The sequence below is a fragment of the Inquilinus sp. 2KB_23 genome (assembly GCF_052115705.1).
GTDB lineage: Bacteria > Pseudomonadota > Alphaproteobacteria > DSM-16000 > Inquilinaceae > Inquilinus > Inquilinus ginsengisoli_A.
This window is the reverse complement of record NZ_JBFRHF010000033.1, coordinates 58,705-80,515: the sequence shown is the minus strand read 5'-3', so window position 1 is coordinate 80,515 and position 21,811 is coordinate 58,705. Positions and strand designations below refer to the sequence as shown.

The following is a 21,811-nucleotide window of genomic DNA, read 5'->3' as shown; positions in this document are numbered from 1 at the left end:
TCTCGATGTACGGCAGCGGCTCAGGCATCCGGGAAATCGGCCGCTTCACTGACCTTGGCCCAGGCCTCGAAGTCGCGGCGCAGCGCCTCGAGCTTGCCATGGGCGCCGGCCACGGCGGCCTTGCCCAGCAGCAGGCGCAGCGGCGGTTCCGGCGATTCCACCACCTGGACGATGGCGGCGGCGGCCCGCACCGGGTCGCCGGGCTGGCGGCCGCTGCGGGCGCGGATCTGCCGCCAGCGGGCGCCGGCGGTTTCGGAATAGTCCTCGATCACCCGGCTGACCTCGTTGGCCGAGCGGCCGGCCCAATCGGTGCGGAAGCCGCTGGGTTCGATCAGCGTCACCTTGATGCCGAGCGGCGCGACCTCCTGCGCCAGCGCCTCGGACAGGCCTTCGACCGCGAATTTGGTGGCGTTGTAGAAGCCGACCCCAGGGCTGGCGCGGATGCCGCCGAGCGAGGAGATGTTGACGATGTGGCCGCGGCGGCGCGCCCGCATGCCCGGCAGCACCGCCTGGGTCATGGCGGCGAGGCCCCAGAAATTGACCTCGACCATGCGGCGAATTTCGGCCTCGTCGCTCTCCTCCACCGCGGCGAAGTAGCCGATGCCGGCATTGTTCACCAGCACGTCGATGCTGCCGAATTCCGCCTCGGCTGCCTTGACCGACGCCGCGACCTCCTCAGGCCTGGTGACGTCCAGCTTCAGCACCAGGGCGCGGCCGTCATGGCCCGCGGCGAGATCCTCGACCTGGGACGGGTCGCGGGCGGTGACCACGGCGCGGTAGCCGAGGCCCAGCACATGGCGGGCGATCTCGCGGCCGAAGCCGGTGGAACAGCCGGTGATGAACCAGACAGGCTTGTCCTGCTGAGGCATGGTCGGAGGTCCTGCGATGCGGGAGCCGCCGAGGGGCGACGGCAAGGGCGGCGGCCGCGGCAGGCCGTCGCCCTTGATCTAGGATCGCCGCGCCATCGCGGCAAGGCAGGCCGCCGAAATAGCGTCAGCGCTGCGGGGCGGCGTCGCGGATCGCGACGTGGTGGCGGATCACCTCGGCGACGATGAAGGCCAGGAACTTCTCGGCGAAATCCGGGTCGAGATGGGCGTCTTCCGCCAGCCGGCGCAGCCGCGCGATCTGGGTCGCCTCACGCGCCGGGTCGGCCGGCGGCAGGCCGGTGGTGGCCTTCAGCGCGCCCACCCGCTGGGTGCATTTGAAGCGCTCGGCCAGAAGATGGACCAGGGCGGCGTCGATGTTGTCGATGCTGCTGCGCAACGCCGCGAGTTCGGGCGGAAGGCCGGCTTTCGGCTGCTGGTCGGCGTGCTGGTCCATGACGGTCACCTTGGGCGGGGAATGCCGGGGGCGGGGAATGCCGGACCATACGGCACCGGCGCCGCCGCCGCCAAGCCGGCTGAGCATGCGTGCGGCGTCTTGGCGGTTTTCGCTTGCGCCGCGCCGCCCGGTCGCGGAGAGAGGCGCGATGCCCCCGACGCCGCCCCCGCCGCTGGACCGGACCGCCTTCGCCGCCGACGCCGCGACCACGGCGCGGGCGCTGATCGGCACCACCCTGCTGGTCGACGGCGTCGGCGGCCTGGTGGTCGAGACCGAGGCCTATGACCGGGACGATCCGGCCTCGCACAGCTTCGCCGGGCCGAGGCCGCGCAACGCGGCGATGTTCGGGCCGGTCGGCCACGCCTATGTCTACCGCTCCTACGGCCTGCACTGGTGCCTGAACCTGGTGTGCGACGCCGCGCGGCCCGGCAGCGCCGTGCTGGTGCGGGCGATCGCCCCGACCGCCGGCATCGAGGCCATGCAGGCGCGGCGCGGGCTGGAGGATGTACGACTGCTGTGCGCCGGGCCCGGCCGGCTGGCCCAGGCGTTGGGGATCACCCAGGCGCTGGACGGGCGGGCGCTGGACGCGCCGCCCTTCGTGATCCTGCCGCGGGCGGAGGTGGCCGAGATCGCCGTCGGTCCGCGCATCGGCATCAGCCGCGGCGCCGGCACGCCCTGGCGCTTCGGCCTGGCGGGATCGCCCTTCCTCAGCCGCCGCTTCGCCTGAGTTGCGGGGCGGGGTCAATTCCCCGCCCCGCGACACAGATCAGAGATGGAAGTCGGTGTGCCCGAACAGGCCGCCGAACAGGTCGCCGACGAGATGGCCGACACCGTCGGCGATGCCGCCGACCGCCTGGCCCGCGCCGGTGACGATGTCGCCCACGGCGTGGCTGGCGCCGTCCAGCACCGCGCCGACGCCGGCGGTGGCGCCGCCGACCACGTCCCCGACCACACCGCCGACGACGCCGCCGACCTCGGTCAGGACACCGCCGACCGCCTCGCCGGCCTCGCCGACGGCGGTGCCGACCGTGCTGCCGACGCCGGCCACCGCACCGCCGACCGCCTGGCCGACGCCGCTGAGCACGCCGCCAATGATGCCGGAGAAATCAAAGATGTCGCTCATTGAGGTCTTCTCCATATCAAGCAAGGGTTCACGATCGGGGGATCGAGGCAAGACCACCCGTCAGGTTTCATGGGGACAGTGAAACGATGAAAGAATCTCTATCGAGGTCCATAGGGGTCGGTCTCGACGGATTCTGATCCAGCTCGGTGCGATCCTTGTCTGTCTGCAGATCTAGTCTGCGACAATCTTCCTATTGGCCAAATCGAGGCAATAATACCTGCTATGTTATGCAGGATAACTGGATTCGAGACGGATCGGTCGAGTCGACGTGCGGCCGCCGTCACCCGGCATCGAATGGCAAGGATTGGTTGAGGGGACGGGTCGCGGAAGCATCCGCGGCAAGCGTGGCGGCTTGTCGCAGCCATAAATTCATACCGTTTTATGCGAATCAGCCTTTGCCGCGTCCTAGAAATACAAATAGTATGTCGGTTGTAACGGAGGTCGTAATGCGCGGTAACAGGGATCAAAATAAAAGTAAAATTTTCTGCAAATAGGGAGAAGTGCCGACAGAAGCATGATGCGGGCGAGGACCAGATGGATCAAATTTTCCAGAATTTCATCCTACACCTTCCATCCAGCCGCAGCCGGCAAGACATCCGGGATCTGTTGGAGCAGACGATCCAGGATTACGGGCTGAATCATTTCGCCTATGTCAGCTTCCCATCGGGAGCCGAGGCCGACGCGCCGTTGGTGCTGACCACCTATCCGGATTCCTGGGTCGAACGCTACGGCGAAAATCGGTACGACCGCATCGACCCGGTGATCGCGCGCGCGGTGGGGACCATGCTGCCCTTCGCCTGGACGATCGAATCCTTCAAGGATCCGCTGACGCGCAAGCAGAAAGCCTTCCTCGAGGAGGCGGCCGAAGCCGGCATCCGGCGCGGCCTGACCATCCCGATCCATGACCGCCAAGGCAAGGCTTCGAGCCTGACCCTGACCGAATTCGGCATCGAGCCCGACTTCCAGCGCTGCATCGACCGGCATCAGCATGCGCTGCACCTGATCGCGCTGCACCTGCACGCCAAGCTGCGCCAGGACGACCATCCCGAACCGCGGACGCGCCCGTCGCTGACGCCGCGCGAGATCGACTGCCTGCAATGGGCCGCGAAGGGCAAGAGCGCGTCGGACATCGCCGACATCATGCGAATCAGCCGGCGGACGGTGGTGTTCCACACCGAGAATGCCAAGCAGAAATTCGGGGTGGCGACGCTGTCGCAGGCCATCGCCCGAGGATTGATGCATGACATCATCATTTTTGCGTAGGCGAAACCTGTAAACCTATACAGCTCGTGAATCCCCTCCTCTTGCCGGAAGCTTCGCGCAACCAGAACAATTGAGCCGATGTCGGACGGGCGCCCGCGCGCCAAACGTTTGGCTTGGCCCAGTGGAGAGGCGAGCGTGCGGACCACCATCGTCGCCCCGGGCGCCGGCAACGGCACGGCCAGGCGGCTCAAGATTTCAATTCGAATCCTGCGGACGCCCGTCGACCGATCCCGGTCGGCGCCGGCGGCATGCCGGCGACCGGGAGCCCCGCGATGACCAGCGCCTTCGACAATCCGGACGGCCGCTTCCACGTCCTGGTCAACGACGAGGGGCAGCATTCGCTGTGGCCGGCCTTCATCCCGGTTCCGGCCGGCTGGGCCGCGGCGCATCGCGATGCCGACCGCCGGTCCTGCCAGGACTACATCGACGCCCATTGGACGGATCTGCGTCCGAAGACGCTGTCCGCCCAGCGATGACCACCCAGCGGCGGCCGCGGAACAGTGGCCGCCCTTCCCTGCCGAGCGAGATGGGTTGAGCCATGGACAGCATCGATTTCGGAAGCGCTTCGCTCCCCCTGACCACCGCCCAGACCGGCATGTGGCTGGCGCAGAAGTTCATGCCGGACACCGAATTCAACCTGGCCGAGGCGCTCGAGATCCACGGCCCGATCGACCCGGCGCTGCTGCAGGCCGCCCTGCGGCAGCTGACGCAGGAGGCCGAGACGCTGCGGATCCGGTTCGTCGAGGGCATCGACGGGCCGCGCCAGATCGTCCGGCCCCGCTACGACGGCGACATCCCCTTCGTCGATTTCAGCGCCGAGCCCGATCCGCGGCAGGCGGCCGGGCAATGGATGAAGGCAGACTACAACCGGCCGCTGGACCTGCTGACCGACGAGCTGTGGTTCTCGGCGGTGCTGAAGATCATGCCCGACGTGTTCTTCTGGTACCACCGGGCCCACCACATCGTGCTGGACGGCCTGTCCGGCGGCCTGTGCGCCCGGCGCGTCGCCGAGCTGTACACCGCGCTGGTCGAGGATCGCCCGCCCACCAATGACACGGCGTTCGGCGCCCTGCCCGAGCTGCTGGCCGAGGAAGCCGGCTATCGCGGCTCGGACCGCTTCGCCCGCGACCGGCAATACTGGATGGAGCGCTTCGCCGACACGCCGCCGCCGATCACGCTGTCCGACCGCAAGGTCGGCGCCCCCGGGCCGCTGCGCGACCAGTCCGCCATGCCCCCGGAGACGGTGGCGGCGCTGCGCCGCCTGGCCCAGTCGGTCGGCGCCAGCCTGCCGCAGACCCTGATCGCCCTGACCACCGCCTTCCTGCACCGCATGACCGGCGTGGAGGACCTGGTGGTCGGCCTCACGGTGACGGCCCGGGCCAACGGGCGCATGCGGCGCACCCCTTCGATGCTCGCGAATGCGGTGCCGCTGCGCCTGAAGATCGCACCGGGCATGAGCATGCTGGAGCTGATCCGCCAGGTCGGCACCGAGGTCCGGCAATGCCTGCGGCACCAGCAGTACCGCTACGAGGACATGCGCCGCGACCTCAACCTGCTGCCCAACAACCAGCAGCTGTTCACCATGCTGGTGAACATCGAGCCCTTCGACTACGACCTGCGCTTCGGCGGCCATGCGATGACGCCGCACAACCTCACCAACGGCTCGACCAACAATCTCGGCGTCTTCATCTACGACCGCGGCGACGATAAGGGCCTGCACATCGATTTCGATGCCAATGCGGCCCTGTACACGCCGGACGACCTGGCCGGCCATCGCGGGCGGCTGCTGCGGCTGATCGAATCGATCACCCGCGAGGCCGACCAGCCGGTCGGCGGCATCGACATCCTGACTGCGCCGGAGCGGCAGCAGCTGGTGGCCGGCTGGAACCAGACCGACCACCCGGTGCCGCACACCACCCTGACGGCGCTGCTGGAGAACCGGGCCCGGATCTCGCCGGACTCGCTCGCCCTGATGTTCGAGGACGCCGCGCTGAGCTACGCCGAGCTCAACGCCCGCGCCAACCGGCTCGCCCGCCTGCTGACGGCGCGGGGCGCCGGGCCGGAGCAGATCGTGGCGGTCGCCCTGCCGCGTTCGGTCGAGCTGGTGGTCAGCCTGCTTGCCATCCTCAAGGCCGGCGCCGCCTATCTGCCGATCGACCCGGACTATCCGGCCGACCGCAACGCCTTCATGCTCGACGACGCCCGGCCGGTCACGGTGCTGACCAGCACGGAGCTGGCGGCGATCGTGCCCGCCGGGACCGACCTGCTGGTGCTCGACACGGTGGAGGCGGCGGTCGCCCTGGCCGGGACCGACGACGCCGACCTGGCCGCGGGCGACCGTGCGCCCCTCACCCCGCTCCACCCCGCCTATGTCATCTACACCTCCGGCTCGACCGGCCGGCCCAAGGGGGTCTCGGTCCCGCACGGCGCCATCGTCAACCGGCTGCAATGGATGCAGGCGGAATACGGCCTGACGGCCGACGACCGGGTGCTGCAGAAGACGCCCTCCAGCTTCGACGTCTCGGTGTGGGAGTTCTTCTGGCCGCTGATCGAGGGCGCCACCCTGGTGGTCGCCCGGCCCGGCGGGCACCGGGACCCGGCCTATCTCACCCGGCTGGTCCGCGAGGCGGGGATCACGACGATCCACTTCGTGCCCTCGATGCTGCGCGCCTTCCTGCAGGACCCCGAGGTGGCGGGCTGCAACGGGCTGCGGCGGCTGTTCTGCAGCGGCGAGGCCCTGACCGAAGACCTCCAGACCCTGTTCCACGCCACGCTGACGGTGCCGCTGCACAACCTCTACGGCCCGACCGAAGCCGCGGTCGACGTCACCTACTGGGAATGCCGCCGCGACGCCGAGCCCGGCCCGGTGCCGCTGGGGCGGCCGATCTGGAACACCCAGCTCTACGTGCTCGACGCCGGCCTGCAGCCGGTTCCGGCCGGGGTGACCGGCGAGCTGTACCTCGCCGGCATCAACCTGGCCCGCGGCTACCTGAACCGGCCCGGGCTGACGGCGGAGCGCTTCGTCGCCAACCCCTATGGCGAACCGGGCAGCCGCATGTACCGCACCGGCGACATCGCCCGCTGGCGCCCCGACGGCACGCTCGACTACCTCGGCCGGGCCGACCACCAGGTCAAGATCCGCGGCTTCCGGATCGAGCTCGGCGAGATCGAGGCGGCGCTGGCCGGCCATCCGGACATCGCCCAGGTCGCGGTCATCGCCCAGGCGGACCCGTCCGGGGACAACCGGCTGATTGCCTATGTCGTGCCCGCGCCGGGCGCCGACGTCGACCCGGCGGCGCTGCGCCGGCATCTCGGACAGGCCCTGCCCGACTACATGGTCCCGGCGATCTTCGTGAAGCTGGACGCCATGCCGCTGACGCCGGCCGGCAAGCTCGACCGCCGTGCCCTGCCGGCGCCAGAGCGGCAGGACAGCACGAATGCCGACTACGCGCCGCCGCGCACCCCGACCGAGGTCACCCTGGCCGGGCTGTGGCAGGAGACCTTCGGGCTGGAGCGCATCGGCATCCACGACAGCTTCTTCGAACTGGGCGGCAACTCGCTGCAGGTAACCCAGCTGGTCGCCAAGCTGCGCCGGGTGTTCGCCGTCGACCTGCCGCTGGGGACGATCTTCGAGGTCTCCACCATCGCCGGGCTGGCCGAGCGGATCGACCAGGCCGAGCTGGAGAAGCCGAACCTGGCCGAGGAGGCGGTCCTGCCGGCCCATATCGGCGCCGGCCGCGGGGCCGCCCCGGCCGAGCCGGACCGCATCTTCCTGACCGGCGCGACCGGCTTCGTCGGCAGCCACCTGCTGGCCATCCTGCTGCAGGAGACCGCGGCCAGCGTGGTCTGCCATGTCCGCGCCCGCAGCACTGCGGCCGGGAAGGCCAGGCTGCGCCAGGCGCTGGAGGACCGGCACCTCGCCGCCGTGTGGGACGACGACCGCATCGAGGTGCTGACCGGCGATCTCGGCGACCCCGATCTCGGCCTCGACGCGGAGGGCATCCGCATCGTCCGCGACGAATGCGATGCGATCTACCATTCCGGCGCCCAGGTCGACTTCCTGCAGACCTACACCACCCTGAAGGCGTCGAATGCCGACAGCGTGCTGACGCTGCTGGACTGGACCGCCAACGGCCGCCCCAAGGCCCTGCACTACATCTCGACCTTCGGCGTCGTCGACCTGAAGAGCGGGCCGGGCGAGATCTCGGAGGAGACCGAGCTGGTCTCCTGGCAGGGGCTGGTGGGCGGCTACGCCCAGAGCAAATGGGTGGGCGACACCTTCGCCCGCCAGGCGCAGGCCCGCGGCCTGCCGGTGTCGATCTACCGGCTCGGCGCCATCACCGGGGATCGCGCAAACGCGATCTTCAACCAGACCGACATGATCTGGCGGATGATCCGGCTCTACGCCCAGGTCGGCGCGATTCCGGATGTCGAGGAGCGGATCACCATGACGCCGGCCGACGATGTCGCCCGCGCCATCGTCAACCTGGCCCGCAGCCGCGAAACCCATGGCGAGGTCCACCATCTGAAGAGCCACAAGGAACCCTATCTCCGCGACCTGATGCCGGCCTTCGAGCGCATCGGCCTGCATCTCGACACCCTGCCCTTCGAGCAATGGGTCGACCGGGTGCGGGACTACCTGCTGGCGAACCCGGACGACGAGATCTTCACCGTGGTGTCGATCCTGTCGCAGCACGACACCGGGATGGAACTGCCCGAGGTCACGGCCGACCGCACCCATGCCAGGCTGCGCCAGGTCGGCGCCGAGCTGCGGCCGATCACCCCCGAGCTGTTCGAACGGTACCTGGTCAAGCTGGGGCTGAGCCGGACGCCGATGGCCTTCGCCCTGCCCGAGATGGCGGACCAGGCCGCGGAGTAGCGACGCGACAGGACCAACACCGACCGGGCGGCGGGCTTCCGCCGCCCGGCACCAGGACATGAACGCACCGCCCATGGCATGCATCCTCATCGCCGCCACAGCACTTCCCGGCCACGTCGCCCCGCTGCTGGCGCTGAGCCAGCACTTCGCCCTGCAGGGCCATGAGGTCGTGGTCAACACCGGCAGCGCGTTCCGCGAGAAGGCCGAGGCGACCGGCGCGCGCTTCGTCCCGTTCCGCAGCGCCATCGACCTCGATCACCGCGATCCCGACAAGCACTTCCCCGAACGCGCCAAGATCGCGCCCGGCCTGCCCCGCCTGGTGTTCGGCCTGAAGCACTTCTTCGCCGACGTCATCGCCGACCAGGCCGGGGGGCTTCGCGACATCCTGCGGGAGTTCCCGGCCGACGTCATTCTCACCGACGCGATGTTCTGCGGCACCCTTCCCCTGCTGCTGGGCCCGCGCCATGCCCGGCCGGCTGTCCTGTCCGTCGGCATCTCGGCGCTGGCGCTGACCAGCGCCGACACCGCCTTCTTCGGGTCGGCGATGCCGCCGCCGGCCAACGCCGCCGCCCGCATGCGCAACGCCATGGCCACCAAGTTCATGCAGCAGTCGATGCTCGGCGGCGTGCAGAAGTACTTCAACGACACGCTCGCCCGGCTGGGCTGTGCGCCCCTGCCGGTGTTCCTGCTCGACGCCCTGGGCACGCTGCCCGACCTCTACCTGCAGCTCACCGGCGAAGCCTTCGAATATCCGCGCAGCGACCTGCCCAAGACCGTCCGCTTCGTCGGCCCGCTGCTGGCGCCCCCGACCGAGAGCTTCACCCCGCCCCATTGGTGGGCCGACCTGGAGGACGGCCGGCCGGTGGTGCTGGCCACCCAGGGCACCCTGGCCAATGAGGATCTGAGCCAGCTGATCGGCCCGACGCTGACCGGGCTGGCCGGAGAGAACGCGATCACGGTCGCCACCACCGGCGGCCCGCCGGTCGAAGCCATCCCGGTGCCCCTGCCGGGAAATGCGCGCGCGGCGGTGTTTCTGCCGTATGATCGGCTGTTGCCGAAGGTCGATGTCCTGGTCACCAATGGCGGCTATGGAACGGTCAATTTCGCCCTCAGCCTCGGCGTGCCGATGGTGGTCGCCGCCGACAGCGAGGAGAAGCCCGAGATCGCGGCCCGCGTCGCCTGGAGCGGGGCGGGCATCAGCCTCGGCACCGGCCAGCCGAAGCCGGAGCAGATCCGCGACGCGGTGCGCCAGGTGCTGGCCGACCCGCGCTATCGCCTGCGGGCCCAGGCGTTGCGGGCCGATTTCGCCCGCCACGACGCCCGGCGGGAGATCGCGGCGATCCTGGACGACGTGGTTGCGACGAAGCGGGGCGATGCACCGGGCCACCCGGCCACGCCGCGGGACCAGCGCGCCTCCGCCTGAGCGAGAAACAGAGATGCTATCATGAGCCGGTCCCGCTCCCGTTGGTTCGGCCTGCTGCTATTGGCGGGCGTGGCCTGCCTGTCGGTGGTGGCCGGGGGCTGGCGCATCCTGGCCTCCGACCGCGCCGTCGGTGACGCCGGCCCGGCCACGCCGCCGCCCGCCACCACCATCGCCCGGGCCGAGATGCATGAGGTGGTCGAGACCCTGGCCGTGACCGGCACGCTGGCCGCCCGCGAGGAGGTGCTGGTGGGGGCCGAGGTCGACGGGCTGCGCATCGTCACCATCGAGGCCGATGTCGGCGACCGGGTCGCCGCCGGCCAGGTGCTGGCCCGGCTCGACCACGCCCAGCTCGACGCCCAGCTGGCGCAGGCCGAGGCCACCATCGCCAAGGCCGAGGCCGCGATCCAGCAGGCCCGCGCCTCGATCGACGAGGCCGAGGCCTCGGCCGCCCAGTCCCAGGCGTCGCTGGAGCGGGCACAGACGCTGCGCGCCTCGGGCAACACCTCGGCCGAGCAGCTGCTGGCGCGCCAGACCGAGGTCAAGGTCGCCACTGCCCGGATCACCTCGGCCGAGGAGACCGCCCGGTCCGCCGCGGCCGACAAGAACCTGGCCGAGGCCCAGCGGGACGAGATCGCGCTGCGCATCGCCCGGGCCGAGATCAAGGCCCCGGTGGCCGGGGTGGTGTCCGAGCGGCAGGCACGGATCGGCGCCGTGGTCGGCGTGACCAGCCCGCCGCTGTTCCGGATGATCCGCGACGGCGAGGTCGAGTTCCTGGCGGAGGTGACCGAGACCGGCATGCCGCGAGTCATGCCCGGCCAGGCGGCGGAGCTGCAGCTGACCGGCCTGGACGCGCCGATCCGCGGCACGGTGCGGCTGGTCGACCCGACGGTCGACGCCACCAGCCGCCTCGGCCGGGTCGCCATCACCCTGCCGGCCGAACCCGGGCTGCGGCCCGGCGTGTTCGCCCAAGGCATGATCGAGATCGGCCGGCGGCGCACCCTGACGGTGCCGCTGTCGGCCGTGTTCTTCAGCGCCGATGGCGCCTATGTCCAGGCCGTGGACCAGGCGGTGGTGAACCGCCGCCCGGTCGAGATCGGCTTCGTCGGCGACGGCCGGGTCGAGATCCGCCGCGGCCTGGCCGAGGGCGACACCGTGGTGCTGCGCGCCGGCAGCTTCCTGCGCCCCGGCGACCGCATCGCCCCGGTGCAGGGCGCCGTCGCGGCCGCGGCCAAGGCGGGCTGACATGGCGCTCAACATCTCGGCCTGGTCGATCCGCAAGCCGATCCCGCCCCTGGTCATGTTCGCCGTGCTGATCGTGCTCGGCTTCGTCAGCTTCCGGTCGCTGCCGGTGACGCAGATGCCGAACATCGACGTGCCGGTGGTGACCGTGACCATCGCCCAGGCCGGCGCGGCGCCGAGCGAGCTGGAGACCCAGGTGGCGCGGCTGGTCGAGGACGCCGTCGCCGGGCTGACCGGGGTCAAGCACGTTACCTCCGCTTTGTCCGACGGCGTGGCGGTCACCATGGTCGAGTTCCGGCTGGAGACGCCGACCGACCGGGCCATGAACGACGTGCGCGACGCCATCGCCAAGATCCGCTCGTCGCTGCCGCAGAGCATCGAGGAGCCGGTGATCCAGCGCGTCGACGTCGCCGGGCTGCCGATCCTGACCTACGCCGCCTCGATCCCGTCGATGAGCACCGAGCAGCTGTCGTGGTTCGTCGATGACACCGTGGTGCGGGCGATGCAGGCGGTGCCGGGCATCGCCCAGGTCAAGCGCATCGGCGGCGTCGACCGCGAGATCCGGGTGGCGCTGCGGCCCGACCGGCTGGCGGCGCTGGGCATCACCGCGTCGGAGGTCAACGACCAGCTGCGCGCCAGCAACATCGACCTGGCCGGCGGACGCGGCACGGTGGGGGTTCAGGAGCAGTCGATCCGCACCCTGGCCGGCGCTGCCACCGTGGCCGACCTGGCGCAGCGGCGCATCAGCCTGCCCGGCGGGCGCCAGGCGCTGCTGCAGGACCTAGCCACCGTCACCGACGGCGGCGCCGAGCCGCGCAGCTTCGCCCGCGTCGACGGCAAGCCGGTGGTGGCCTTCAGCCTGTTCCGCGCCAAGGGCTATTCCGACGTCACCGTCGCCGACGCCGCGGCGGTGCAGCTGAAGGCGCTGACCGACGCGCATCCCGAGCTGACCATCACCGAGATCGACAGCCTGGTCCACTACACCCGCGCCAACTACGACATGACCATGGAGACGCTGATCGAAGGCGCCATTCTGGCCATCGTCGTGGTGTTCCTGTTCCTGCGCGACGTCAGGGCCACGATCATCTCGGCCTTCGCCATCCCGCTGTCGGTGCTGCCGACCTTCGCGGTGATGGACCTGCTCGGCTTCTCGCTGAACTCGATCAGCCTGCTGTCGATCACGCTGGCGACCGGCATCCTGGTCGACGACGCCATCGTCGAGATCGAGAACATCGTCCGCCACATGCGGATGGGCAAATCGCCCTACCGCGCCGCGATCCAGGCGGCCGACGAGATCGGGCTGGCCGTGGTGGCCACCACCCTGACCATCGTCGCGGTGTTCCTGCCGGTCAGCTTCATGGGCGGCATCGCCGGCCAGTACTTCAAGCAGTTCGGCATCACCGTGGCCGTCGCCGTCACCTTCTCGCTGCTGGTGGCCCGGCTGCTGACGCCGCTGATGGCCGCCTACCTGCTGCATGACAAGCAGCACCGGACGCCGGATGACGGCGCGGTGATGCGCGGCTACCTGCGCCTGCTGGACTGGTCGATCCGCCACCGCGGCAAGACCATCGCCTGCGGCCTGGCAGTGTTCGTCGCCTCGGCCGCGCTGGCCAGCCTGTTCCCCACCGGCCTCTTGCCGAACAACGACATCTCCCGCTCGTCCCTGTCGATCGAGCTGCCGCCGGGATCCACCCTGGAGGACACCCAGGGCGTGGCCGACCGCCTGGCGGCGATGCTGCGGGCGCAGCCGGAGGTCAGCAGCGTGTACGCCGTGGTCGGCGGTGGCGGGCTGAACCCGCTGGACATCGCCAGCAGCGAGGTGCGCGAGGCCACCCTGGTCGCCACCCTGGTGCCGCGGGCCGACCGCGACATGGACCAGAAGGCGTGGGAGACGGCGATGCGGGCCAAGGTCGCCGCGGTGCCGGACCTGCGCTTCAGCTTCGGCGCCGGCGGCGGCGCGCGGGATTTCACCCTGCTGCTGTCGGGCAATGATTCCGAGGCGATCGAGCACGCGGCGCTGGCGATCGAGCGCGAGATCCGCGACCAGGTGCCGGTGCTGGCCAATGTGGTGTCCACCGCCGCGATCGACCGGCCGGAGATCCGCATCATGCCGCGCCTGGCCGAGGCCGCGGCGCTGGGCGTGTCGGTGGCGCAGATCGCCGAGACGGTGCGGATTGCGACCCTGGGCGACGTCTCGGCCAACCTCGCCAAATTCTCCGCCGGCGACCGGCAGGTGCCGATCCGGGTGCAGATCGCCGAGGCCGCGCGCGGCCGGATGGGCACCTTCGAGACGCTGCGGGTGCCGACCGCCACCGGCACCAAGGTGCCGCTGACCTCGGTCGCCACCATCGGCTTCGGCGAAGGCGCCACCACCATCGACCGCTACGACCGCGAGCGCCGCATCGCCATCGAGGGCGACCTGATCGGCAAGACACCGCTGGGCGAGGCGATGGACGCGGTGCTGGCCCTGCCCTCGGTCCGCGCCCTGCCGCCGGGGGTGAATATCCGGCCCTATGGCGACGCCGAGATCATGCAGGAGGTGTTCTCCGGCTTCACCCTGGCGATGGGCGCCGGCGTGCTGATGGTGTTCGCCGTGCTGGTGCTGCTGTTCGCCGACATCGCCCAGCCGGTCACCATCCTGGTGTCGCTGCCGCTGTCGATCGGCGGCGCCTTCCTGGCGCTGCTGGTGACCGGCTATCCCATCAGCCTGCCGGTGGTGATCGGCATCCTGATGCTGCTGGGCATCGTCTCCAAGAACGCCATCCTGCTGGTCGATTTCGCGATCGAGGCCATCGCCGCCGGGGCGGGCCGCACCGAGGCGCTGATCGAGGCCGGCCGCAAGCGCGCCCGCCCGGTGGTGATGACCACGGTGGCGATGATCGCCGGCATGGTCCCGTCCGTGATCGGCTTCGGCGAAGGCGGGTCCTTCCGCTCGCCGATGGCGGCGGTGGTGATCGGCGGGCTGATCACCTCGACCGTGCTCAGCCTGGTGTTCGTGCCGGCGGTGTTCACCGTGATGGACGACCTCAACCGCATCCTCGGCGGCGTCTTCGGCCGCTATGTCGGCGCCCGCGACGAGCCGGCGCCGACCGCGCCGGCGGCGGAATAGGCCAGATTGTCTCAAGAATCGAAGTGTCGGCAATGTCGGCGCGGCTCACATCCGAATACGGTGAGACCAGATGACAACTCTCGGGGCAGTGGTCGTGCTATTCCACCCGACGGCGGACCAAATCGCGCGGGTTGTCGATTTACGCAGACACTGCGACGACCTTGTTGTCGTAGACAATACACCGAAACCCGACAATAAACTGAAAATATTGTTTGAAGAATATGATATAACTTTGATATATGAGGGAAATAAGAACGGCATTGCCGGGGCTCATAACCGTGGATTGACGAGTCAGTTCGAGCGGGGCTTGGACGCAGTTGCCCTGATCGATCAAGACTCGGTTATGCCGGAGAACTACTTTCCGGTTATGCGCGAAATTTGTACGACGCTGGCCTCACAGCCCTTCATGCTGGGATCCAGGATTTTCGACGAAGTCGTTCAAGAGTATCTCCCGGTGCTGGAAAGCAAAGGCATTGCCGTACGCCGGCTTGACATGCGGGAAGACGCTGGCATGCAGCATTGTATATTCCTGATCTCTTCTGGCAGCGTGATCTCACGCGCGGCTTTTGCGAAGCTCGGCCCGTTCGATGAGAAACTCTTTATTGATCATGTCGATATCGAATATTGTTTCAGAGCGCGCGCCAGCAACGTCCCGCTCTACGCAACTCCGGCACTGACGCTGTCGCATCGGATCGGAGATCTGCGTCGCCACAAGCTGGGCCCATTCGAGATGATGACGTTCAATCATCCCTGGTACCGGCGCTATTACAGCGCTCGCAACGCTGTTCAGCTTTTCTTGCGATATGGGAGGCGATATCCAATCGTATTCATGGCGAATTTGTTAACCTTAAGGGAGATCTTTTACATTGCGTTGCTCGAGGATGCCAAGCTCGCCAAGCTCACCGGCATATTGCTCGGCATTGTGGACGGGCTGTGCGGGCGCCTTGGGCCAATCGAGCATGCGCGTCCGCGATTGGTCGCGCGCTTTGCGCATGGGGCCGGTCGTCGCGGAAGGCGTGGTTAGCCTGTAGGGGCCGCAGGAGAGCAGGACGTGTGCGCCGCCGTCAGGTTGTCGCGGTGCGGAAAATCCAGGGCGGTTCATTTTCGGAGAGATGCAGATGTCCAGCCCGCCTCCGCGCCCACCGGGCCGCGCCGCGGTCGCCTTCGTGTTCGTGACCATCCTGCTCGACGTCCTCGCGCTCGGCATGATGGCGCCGGTCCTGCCCAGGCTGATCGTCGACTTCGAGGGCGGCGACGTCGAGGGGGCAGCGGCGATCACCGGGCTGTTCGGCTTCGCCTGGGCGGCGATGCAGTTCCTGGCCTCGCCGGTGCTGGGCGCGCTGTCCGACCGGTTCGGGCGGCGGCCGGTGATCCTCCTGTCCAATCTCGGCCTCGGCCTCGACTACGTGCTGATGGCTCTGGCGCCGAACCTGGCCTGGCTGTTCATCGGGCGACTGGTCTCCGGCATCACCTCCGCCAGCACTTCGACCGTCGTCGCCTACGTCGCCGACGTGACGCCGCCGGAGCAGCGCGCCGCCAAATTCGGGCTGCTCGGCGCCGCCTTCGGCTTCGGCTTCATCGCCGGACCGGCGCTGGGCGGGCTCCTGGCCGGCATCGATCCCAGGCTGCCGTTCTGGGCCGCGGCGGCACTCAGCCTCGGCAACGCCGCCTACGGCCTGCTGATCCTGCCGGAATCACTGCCGCCGGAGCAGCGCGCCCGCTTCACCTGGAATGGTGCCAGCCCCCTCGGTGCCATGGCGCTGCTGCGCTCATGCCCGGCACTGCTCGGCCTGGCCGGCGCGGCTTTCCTGATGTTCCTGTCGCAGGAATCAATACCCAGTCTTTACGTGCTCTACACCATCCAGCGTTATGGCTGGGACGAGGCGGCGGTCGGGCTGTCGCTGGCGGTGGCCGGCGCCGGGTCGATGGTGGTGTCGGTGGCCCTGACCGGGCCAGCCGTGGCCCGGCTGGGCGAGCACCGGGCGATGGCCGTGGGGCTGGTCTTCGGCGTTGCCGGCTTCGTCCTGGTCGCCCTGGCCCGGACCGACTGGCTGTTCCTGGCGGCGATCCCGCTGCTCTCGCTTTCGGCCCTGACCGGGCCGGCGCTGCAGGCGCTGATGTCGCGCCGGGTCGGGGCGGACGAGCAGGGGCGGCTGCAGGGGGCGCTGGCAGGGCTGCGCGGCATCACCGGCATGATCGGCCCGGTGCTGTTCACCCAGAGCTTCGCACTCGGCATCGCACCAGCGGCAGGCCTGGACTCGCCCGGCCTGCCCTACGGGCTGGCCGCGGCACTTCTGGCGTTGTCCCTGGTGCTGGCTTGGCGGATCACCCGGGTGGAAGGCGTCCAGTCGGACGCGGAGCCGGCGCCGACCGCGCCGGGGGAGTAACCGGCGCCGAGGCTGTCGCCCCGGATCAGGCGGCGGCGCCCAGCACAGCCTTGGGCTCGAGATGGGCCTCCAGCCCGTAGACGCCGTATTCCCGGCCGATGCCGGATTGCTTAAAGCCGCCGAACGGCGCCATCGGCTCATGCTGGGCGCCGTTGATCAGCACCCGCCCGGCCTGCAGCTGCGCCGCCACCGCCCGCGCCCGCCCCGGATTCGAGGACAGGACATAGGCCTGCAGGCCATAGACCGTGTCGTTGGCGATGGCGATTGCCTCCGCCTCGGTGCGGTAGGACAGGACCGACAGCACCGGGCCGAAGATCTCCTCCCGCGCGATGGTCATGTCGTTGGTGACGCCGGCGAACAGGGTCGGCCGGACGAACCAGCCGGCCTCGAGTCCCGCCGGCCGGCCTTCGCCGCCGACCAACAGCTCCGCCCCCTCCGCCAGCCCCAGGCGGATGTAGCGCTGCACCCGCTCATACTGCTTCAGGCTGACCATCGGGCCGACCGCGGTCTCCGGGTCGCGGGGATCGCCGACCTTGACCGCCGCGACCGCCGCCTTGGCCAGGGGCAGGAACTCCGCCATCCGCGCCTCCGGCACCAGGATGCGGGTGCCGGCGATGCAGGCCTGGCCGCTGTTGGCGAAGCCGGCGGCGATCGCCAGCGGCACCGCCTGGGCGAGATCGGCATCGTCCAGGATCACGGTCGGCGACTTGCCGCCGAGCTCGAGCGTCACCCGCTTCAGCGTGTCGGCGCCGGCGCGCAGGATCGCCTTGCCGACCGCGGTCGACCCGGTGAAGGAGATCTTGGCGATGTCGGGATGCGCGCTCAGCTCGGCTCCGACCACGTCGCCACGGCCGTTGACGATATTGAACACGCCCGGCGGCACCCCGGCCTCGTGCAGGCATTCGATCAGGAGCTGGGTCTGGATCGCGCTCATCTCGCTGGGCTTGATCACCGCGGTGCAGCCGGCGGCGATCGCCGTCGCCAGCTTGCCGCAGATGAAGCCGATGTTGCTGTTCCACGGCGTGATGATGCCGACCACCCCGACCGGCTCCATCACCACCTCGGCCGTCGCGACCTGCCTGGTGAACTGATAGTCCTGCAGCACCTGGGCGGCGTGGAGGAAGGAGTCGGCGGACAGGGCAATGCGCCAGGCCACCTGCTTCACCGCGCCGCCGTATTCCTCGACGGTCGCCGCGGCCAGCGCCTCGGCCCGCGCCTTCGCCGCGTCGTGCAGCCGGTGCAGCAGGACCAGGCGCTCGGCCTTGCTGCTGCGCGCGAAGGCCGGGAAGGCCCGCTTGGCCGCGGCGACGGCGCGGCGCGTGTCCTCGACGTCACCCAGGGTGACCCGGCCGATGACCTGTCCCGTCGCCGGGTTGAACAGGTCCTGCACCTCGGTGCCATGGGGCGCGACGAAGGCGCCGTCGATATAGATCCTGTCGATGATCCGCATTCTGCTCCTCCATGTCCCGGACAATCCGGCCTGGGCCAGATGTGGGCCGGCTGGATTGCGCGGATAAGCCGGATTAAGCTGCATGAGGCAGCGCAGGAATCAGGACAATGCACAGATCCGGGCTGGTCGAGCTGGAGGCGGTGGTCGCCGTCGCCCGACGCGGCAACTTCCGGGCGGCAGCGGCGGATCTCGGCATGTCGTCCTCGGCGCTGAGCCATGCCGTGCGTGGGCTGGAGGCGCGGCTGGGCGTCCGCCTGTTCAACCGCACCACGCGCAGCGTCTCGCTCTCCGCCGCCGGGGAGCAGTTCGTCGCCGGCGTCGCCCCGGCGCTGTCCGACATCCGCGGCGCGATGGAGGCGGTGAACCGCCACCGCGACACGCCGGCCGGCACCTTGCGCCTCAACACCTCGGCCGGCGCCGCGCGCCGGATCCTGACGCCGATCATCCTGGAATACCTGAGGCGCTATCCCGAGATGAAGGTCGACCTGGTCACCGAGGGCCGGCTGATCGACATCGTCGTCGACGGCTTCGACGCCGGCATCCGCATGGCCGAGACCGTGCCGGGCGACATGATCGCGGTGCCGGTGGGCGGGGCGCTGCGCTTCGCCGTGGTCGCCGCCCCGGCCTATTTCGCCGACCGGCCGCGGCCGCAGACCCCGGGCGACCTGATGGCGCATCGCTGCATCCGCGCCCGGATGCCGAGCGGCGTGATCTATCGCTGGGAGTTCGAGCGCCGGGGTGAGGCGCTGGCCCTCGACGTGCCCGGGCCGATCATCCTCGACGAACCGACGCTGATGATCGAGGCGGCGCTGGCCGGGCTGGGCGTCGCCTACCTCTCGGAATGGTCGGTGCTGGCCGACATCGCCGCCGGGCGCCTGGTGCGGGTGCTGGAGGACTGGACCCCCAGCTTTGCCGGCCTGGCCCTGTATTACCCCGGCCGGCGGCATGTGCCCGCCGGCCTGCGCGCCTTCATCGACCTGGTGCGCGAGGTCGGCGAGCTGCCCGACCGGAGGGTGCCGGCCTGACCGCCGCCGCCCCGGTCAGCCCGCCGCGCCGTAGCCGACGATGCCCTTGATCTCCAGGAAGTCGTGGATGCCCCAGTCGGCATATTCCCGGCCGTTGCCCGACTGCTTGTAGCCGCCGAACGGGGCGTGGGTGTCCCAGTCCGGATAGTTCAGGTTGACCGTGCCGGCCCGCAGCCGCGCCGCGACCCGCCGGGCATGGGCGATGTCCTGCGACTGGATGTAGGCGGCCAGGCCGTAGACCGTGTCGTTGGCGTTGCGGATGGCCTCGTCCTCGTCCTCATAGGGCAGGATCGACAGCACCGGCCCGAAGATCTCCTCGGTCGAGATCGCCATGCCGTGCCGGACATGGCCGAACACGGTCGGCCGGACATAGTAGCCGCGGTTCAGCCCCTCGGGCCGGCCGGGGCCGCCGGTGACCAGGGTGGCGCCCTCGCTGATGCCGGCCTCGATCAGGCGCTGGATCTTGTCGTACTGCACCTGGCTGACCACCGGGCCCAGCACGGTGTCGTCGGACCGGGGGTCGCCGACCTTGTGCGTCTCCGCCGCCGCCTTGGCGATGGCCAGCGCCTCGTCATGCCGCGCGGCCGGGACGAACATCCGGGTCGGCGCGTCGCAGGACTGGCCGCTGTTGGCGAAGCAGGCGCCGACACCCTGGGTCACCGCGCTTTCGAAATCGGCATCGCCCAGGATGATGTTGGGGGATTTGCCGCCGAGCTCCTGGGCGACGCGCTTGACTGTGTCGGCCGCGGCCTTGGCGACGATGATGCCGGCCCGGGTCGAGCCGGTGAACGACACCATGTCGACCTCGGGGTGCGAGGCGATCACCTGGCCGACATCCGGCCCGTTGCCGTTGACCAGGTTGAACACGCCCTTCGGCACCCCGGCCGCCACCATGATCTCGGCGAAGATGATGCCGCTGACCGGGGCGATCTCGCTGGGCTTCAGCACCATGGTGCAGCCCGCGGCCAGCGCCGGCGCCACCTTGCAGACGATCTGGTTCAGCGGCCAGTTCCACGGCGTGATCAGGCCAACTACGCCGATCGCCTCCTTCACCACCCGGGTGGAACCGCGCTGCTCCTCGAACTCGTACTCCTCGAGCGCCTTGATGGTCGCTTCCAGATGCACCCGCCCCGCCCAGACCTGGGCCGCCCGGGCGAAGCTCAGCGGCGCCCCCATCTCCTGCGACACCGCCTGGGCGATGTCCTCGCCGCGCGCGTTGTAGGCGTCCAGAATCCGGCGCAGCAGCGCCAGCCGATCGGCCTTGCTGGTCTGGGAGAAGGCCGGGAAGGCCGCCCGGGCCGCAGCGACGGCCTTGTCGACATCCGCCGCCGACCCGGCCGAAATCGCGGTGAACGCCTCCTCCGTCGCAGGATTGATCACGTCGATCCTGGCCGGCACGACCGGATCCGTCCAGGCGCCGTCGATGTAGAACTGGAGATCATGGGTCATGCTGGTCATCGCCCTTGATGCGCACAGATTGATGCTGGGGAACGACCTGGCGGGCCGTTCCCGGTTGGCAAGAGACTGCGCCAAAGCGGGCCGACGCCGCCAGCCCAACCTCTGCGACCCCAGGCGATTTCCCGCAGGAGACTCGACACAGGGCCCGGCCGGCACAACGTCATCGGGGGACACAGGGAGAGGCCCCGGATGCGAGACCGTGCGATCCATCTGACACACGCCTGCCGAGCCGCCGCATTGGGCGCCATGCTGCTGCTGGGGCTGTTCGCCCAGCAGCGCGCCGCGGCCTGGTTTCCGGAAGGGCACATGGTCACCGGCGACCTCGCCTATGACCTGCTGGAGCGCCAGGACCCGCAGGCGATCGCCACCATCACGCGGCTGATGCAGGCCCATCCGGAATGGGCCGTCTTCGACAGCCAGCTCGGCGCCCTGACCGGCCGCGCCCGCGACCGCCGGCTGTTCGAGCTGATGGCGGTCTGGGCCGACGCCGCGCGGGGCGGCCCGTATGACCGCGACAACTGGCACTACAGCCAGAAGATCGTGTCGATCGTGCAGGTCCTGCTGCCGTTTTCCTTCGGGAACGCCCAGTCCGCCTTCCACCACAATTTGGTGATCGCGCGCGACCCGCAGGCCGCCGCGTCGGATCGGGCGATGGCGCTGTGCTGGATGATCCACATCGTCGGCGACATGCACCAGCCCCTGCATGCGGCCCTGTGGATGTCGGGACGATTCCCGCTCACCGACGCCGGCGGCAACTGGGCCTGGGTCCGCAGGACCCCGGATGCGGCGCCCGAACGGCTGCATCGGATCTGGGATTCCGCCGGCCGGCCGGACGGACTCAACCGGAGCAGCCCCGATGCGTTCGCGGCCGAGCTGGAGCGGGAATACGGGCCGGATGTGGAGCCGCTGTCGCCGGACCCGGACACGGCGTTCACCCGGTGGGTGACGCATAGCCGGGTGCTGGCCTATGAGGTCGTCTACCGGCGCTGGGGGCTGGACGCGGGAGCCTCGCAAGCGACCGCCGCGGTCCTGCCGGACGGGTACATCGAACAGGTCCAGGCCGTGAGCCGGGACCAGCTGGCGGCGGCCGGCAACCGGATCGGCGCCCTGCTGTCCGGCCTGCGCTGAGGGCTCT

General features: G+C 69.8%; 16 protein-coding genes. 11 read left to right on the top strand and 5 right to left on the bottom strand.

Annotated elements, in window-relative coordinates:
• Positions 1 to 20: 20 nt before the first annotated feature.
• A complete protein-coding gene (locus AB4112_RS31560; protein ID WP_309794931.1) occupies positions 21 to 869 on the bottom strand; it encodes an oxidoreductase in 849 nt (282 codons plus the stop codon).
• Between the two features lie 124 nt (positions 870 to 993).
• On the bottom strand, positions 994 to 1,320 hold the full coding sequence (locus AB4112_RS31555; protein ID WP_309794930.1) for a chorismate mutase: 327 nt from the start codon (positions 1,318 to 1,320) through the stop codon (positions 994 to 996).
• Between the two features lie 148 nt (positions 1,321 to 1,468).
• On the opposite strand from AB4112_RS31555, the gene AB4112_RS31550 reads away from it, so the two are divergent.
• Positions 1,469 to 2,047, top strand: coding sequence for a DNA-3-methyladenine glycosylase (locus AB4112_RS31550; protein WP_441725575.1), 579 nt, complete (start codon positions 1,469 to 1,471; stop codon positions 2,045 to 2,047).
• A 39-nt stretch (positions 2,048 to 2,086) separates the two neighbouring features.
• Here AB4112_RS31550 and AB4112_RS31545 read toward each other — a convergent pair whose 3' ends face one another.
• Positions 2,087 to 2,443 (bottom strand): hypothetical protein, encoded by a 357-nt coding sequence (locus tag AB4112_RS31545; RefSeq protein ID WP_309794928.1) that lies wholly within the window; start codon positions 2,441 to 2,443, stop codon positions 2,087 to 2,089.
• Positions 2,444 to 2,977: 534 nt separating this feature from the next.
• On the opposite strand from AB4112_RS31545, the gene AB4112_RS31540 reads away from it, so the two are divergent.
• The 8 genes from AB4112_RS31540 to AB4112_RS31505 all read left to right on the top strand — a co-directional run bounded on the left by AB4112_RS31540 (position 2,978) and on the right by AB4112_RS31505 (position 16,743).
• Complete coding sequence (locus tag AB4112_RS31540; protein WP_309794927.1) at positions 2,978 to 3,706, top strand: helix-turn-helix transcriptional regulator; 729 nt, start codon at positions 2,978 to 2,980, stop codon at positions 3,704 to 3,706.
• 272 nt (positions 3,707 to 3,978) lie between these two features.
• A complete protein-coding gene (locus tag AB4112_RS31535; RefSeq protein ID WP_309794926.1) occupies positions 3,979 to 4,182 on the top strand; it encodes an MbtH family protein in 204 nt (67 codons plus the stop codon).
• A 62-nt stretch (positions 4,183 to 4,244) separates the two neighbouring features.
• On the top strand, positions 4,245 to 8,585 hold the full coding sequence (locus tag AB4112_RS31530; RefSeq protein WP_441725569.1) for an amino acid adenylation domain-containing protein: 4,341 nt from the start codon (positions 4,245 to 4,247) through the stop codon (positions 8,583 to 8,585).
• 73 nt (positions 8,586 to 8,658) lie between these two features.
• On the top strand, positions 8,659 to 10,008 hold the full coding sequence (locus AB4112_RS31525; protein WP_309794924.1) for a glycosyltransferase: 1,350 nt from the start codon (positions 8,659 to 8,661) through the stop codon (positions 10,006 to 10,008).
• 21 nt (positions 10,009 to 10,029) lie between these two features.
• Entirely contained in the window at positions 10,030 to 11,250 is a 1,221-nt protein-coding gene (locus tag AB4112_RS31520) for an efflux RND transporter periplasmic adaptor subunit (protein ID WP_309794923.1), read from the top strand.
• A 1-nt stretch (position 11,251) separates the two neighbouring features.
• Positions 11,252 to 14,356: an efflux RND transporter permease subunit gene (locus AB4112_RS31515; RefSeq protein ID WP_441725564.1), complete on the top strand. Its 3,105-nt coding sequence runs from the start codon at positions 11,252 to 11,254 to the stop codon at positions 14,354 to 14,356.
• 70 nt (positions 14,357 to 14,426) lie between these two features.
• Entirely contained in the window at positions 14,427 to 15,380 is a 954-nt protein-coding gene (locus AB4112_RS31510; protein WP_441725561.1) for a glycosyltransferase family 2 protein, read from the top strand.
• Between the two features lie 94 nt (positions 15,381 to 15,474).
• Positions 15,475 to 16,743: a TCR/Tet family MFS transporter gene (locus tag AB4112_RS31505; protein ID WP_441725558.1), complete on the top strand. Its 1,269-nt coding sequence runs from the start codon at positions 15,475 to 15,477 to the stop codon at positions 16,741 to 16,743.
• Positions 16,744 to 16,768: 25 nt separating this feature from the next.
• Here AB4112_RS31505 and AB4112_RS31500 read toward each other — a convergent pair whose 3' ends face one another.
• Positions 16,769 to 18,193 (bottom strand): aldehyde dehydrogenase family protein, encoded by a 1,425-nt coding sequence (locus AB4112_RS31500; protein ID WP_309794919.1) that lies wholly within the window; start codon positions 18,191 to 18,193, stop codon positions 16,769 to 16,771.
• A gap of 107 nt (positions 18,194 to 18,300) precedes the next feature.
• Between AB4112_RS31500 and AB4112_RS31495 the strand changes: the two genes are divergently transcribed.
• A complete protein-coding gene (locus tag AB4112_RS31495; protein WP_309794918.1) occupies positions 18,301 to 19,218 on the top strand; it encodes a LysR family transcriptional regulator in 918 nt (305 codons plus the stop codon).
• 15 nt (positions 19,219 to 19,233) lie between these two features.
• Here AB4112_RS31495 and AB4112_RS31490 read toward each other — a convergent pair whose 3' ends face one another.
• The gene (locus AB4112_RS31490) at positions 19,234 to 20,667 is read right to left on the bottom strand and encodes an aldehyde dehydrogenase family protein (protein ID WP_441725554.1); all 1,434 of its coding nucleotides are present in this window, start codon (positions 20,665 to 20,667) and stop codon (positions 19,234 to 19,236) included.
• A gap of 198 nt (positions 20,668 to 20,865) precedes the next feature.
• On the opposite strand from AB4112_RS31490, the gene AB4112_RS31485 reads away from it, so the two are divergent.
• Positions 20,866 to 21,804, top strand: a complete 939-nt coding sequence (locus tag AB4112_RS31485) for a S1/P1 nuclease (RefSeq protein ID WP_309794916.1) — start codon at positions 20,866 to 20,868, stop codon at positions 21,802 to 21,804.
• Positions 21,805 to 21,811: the final 7 nt, after the last annotated feature.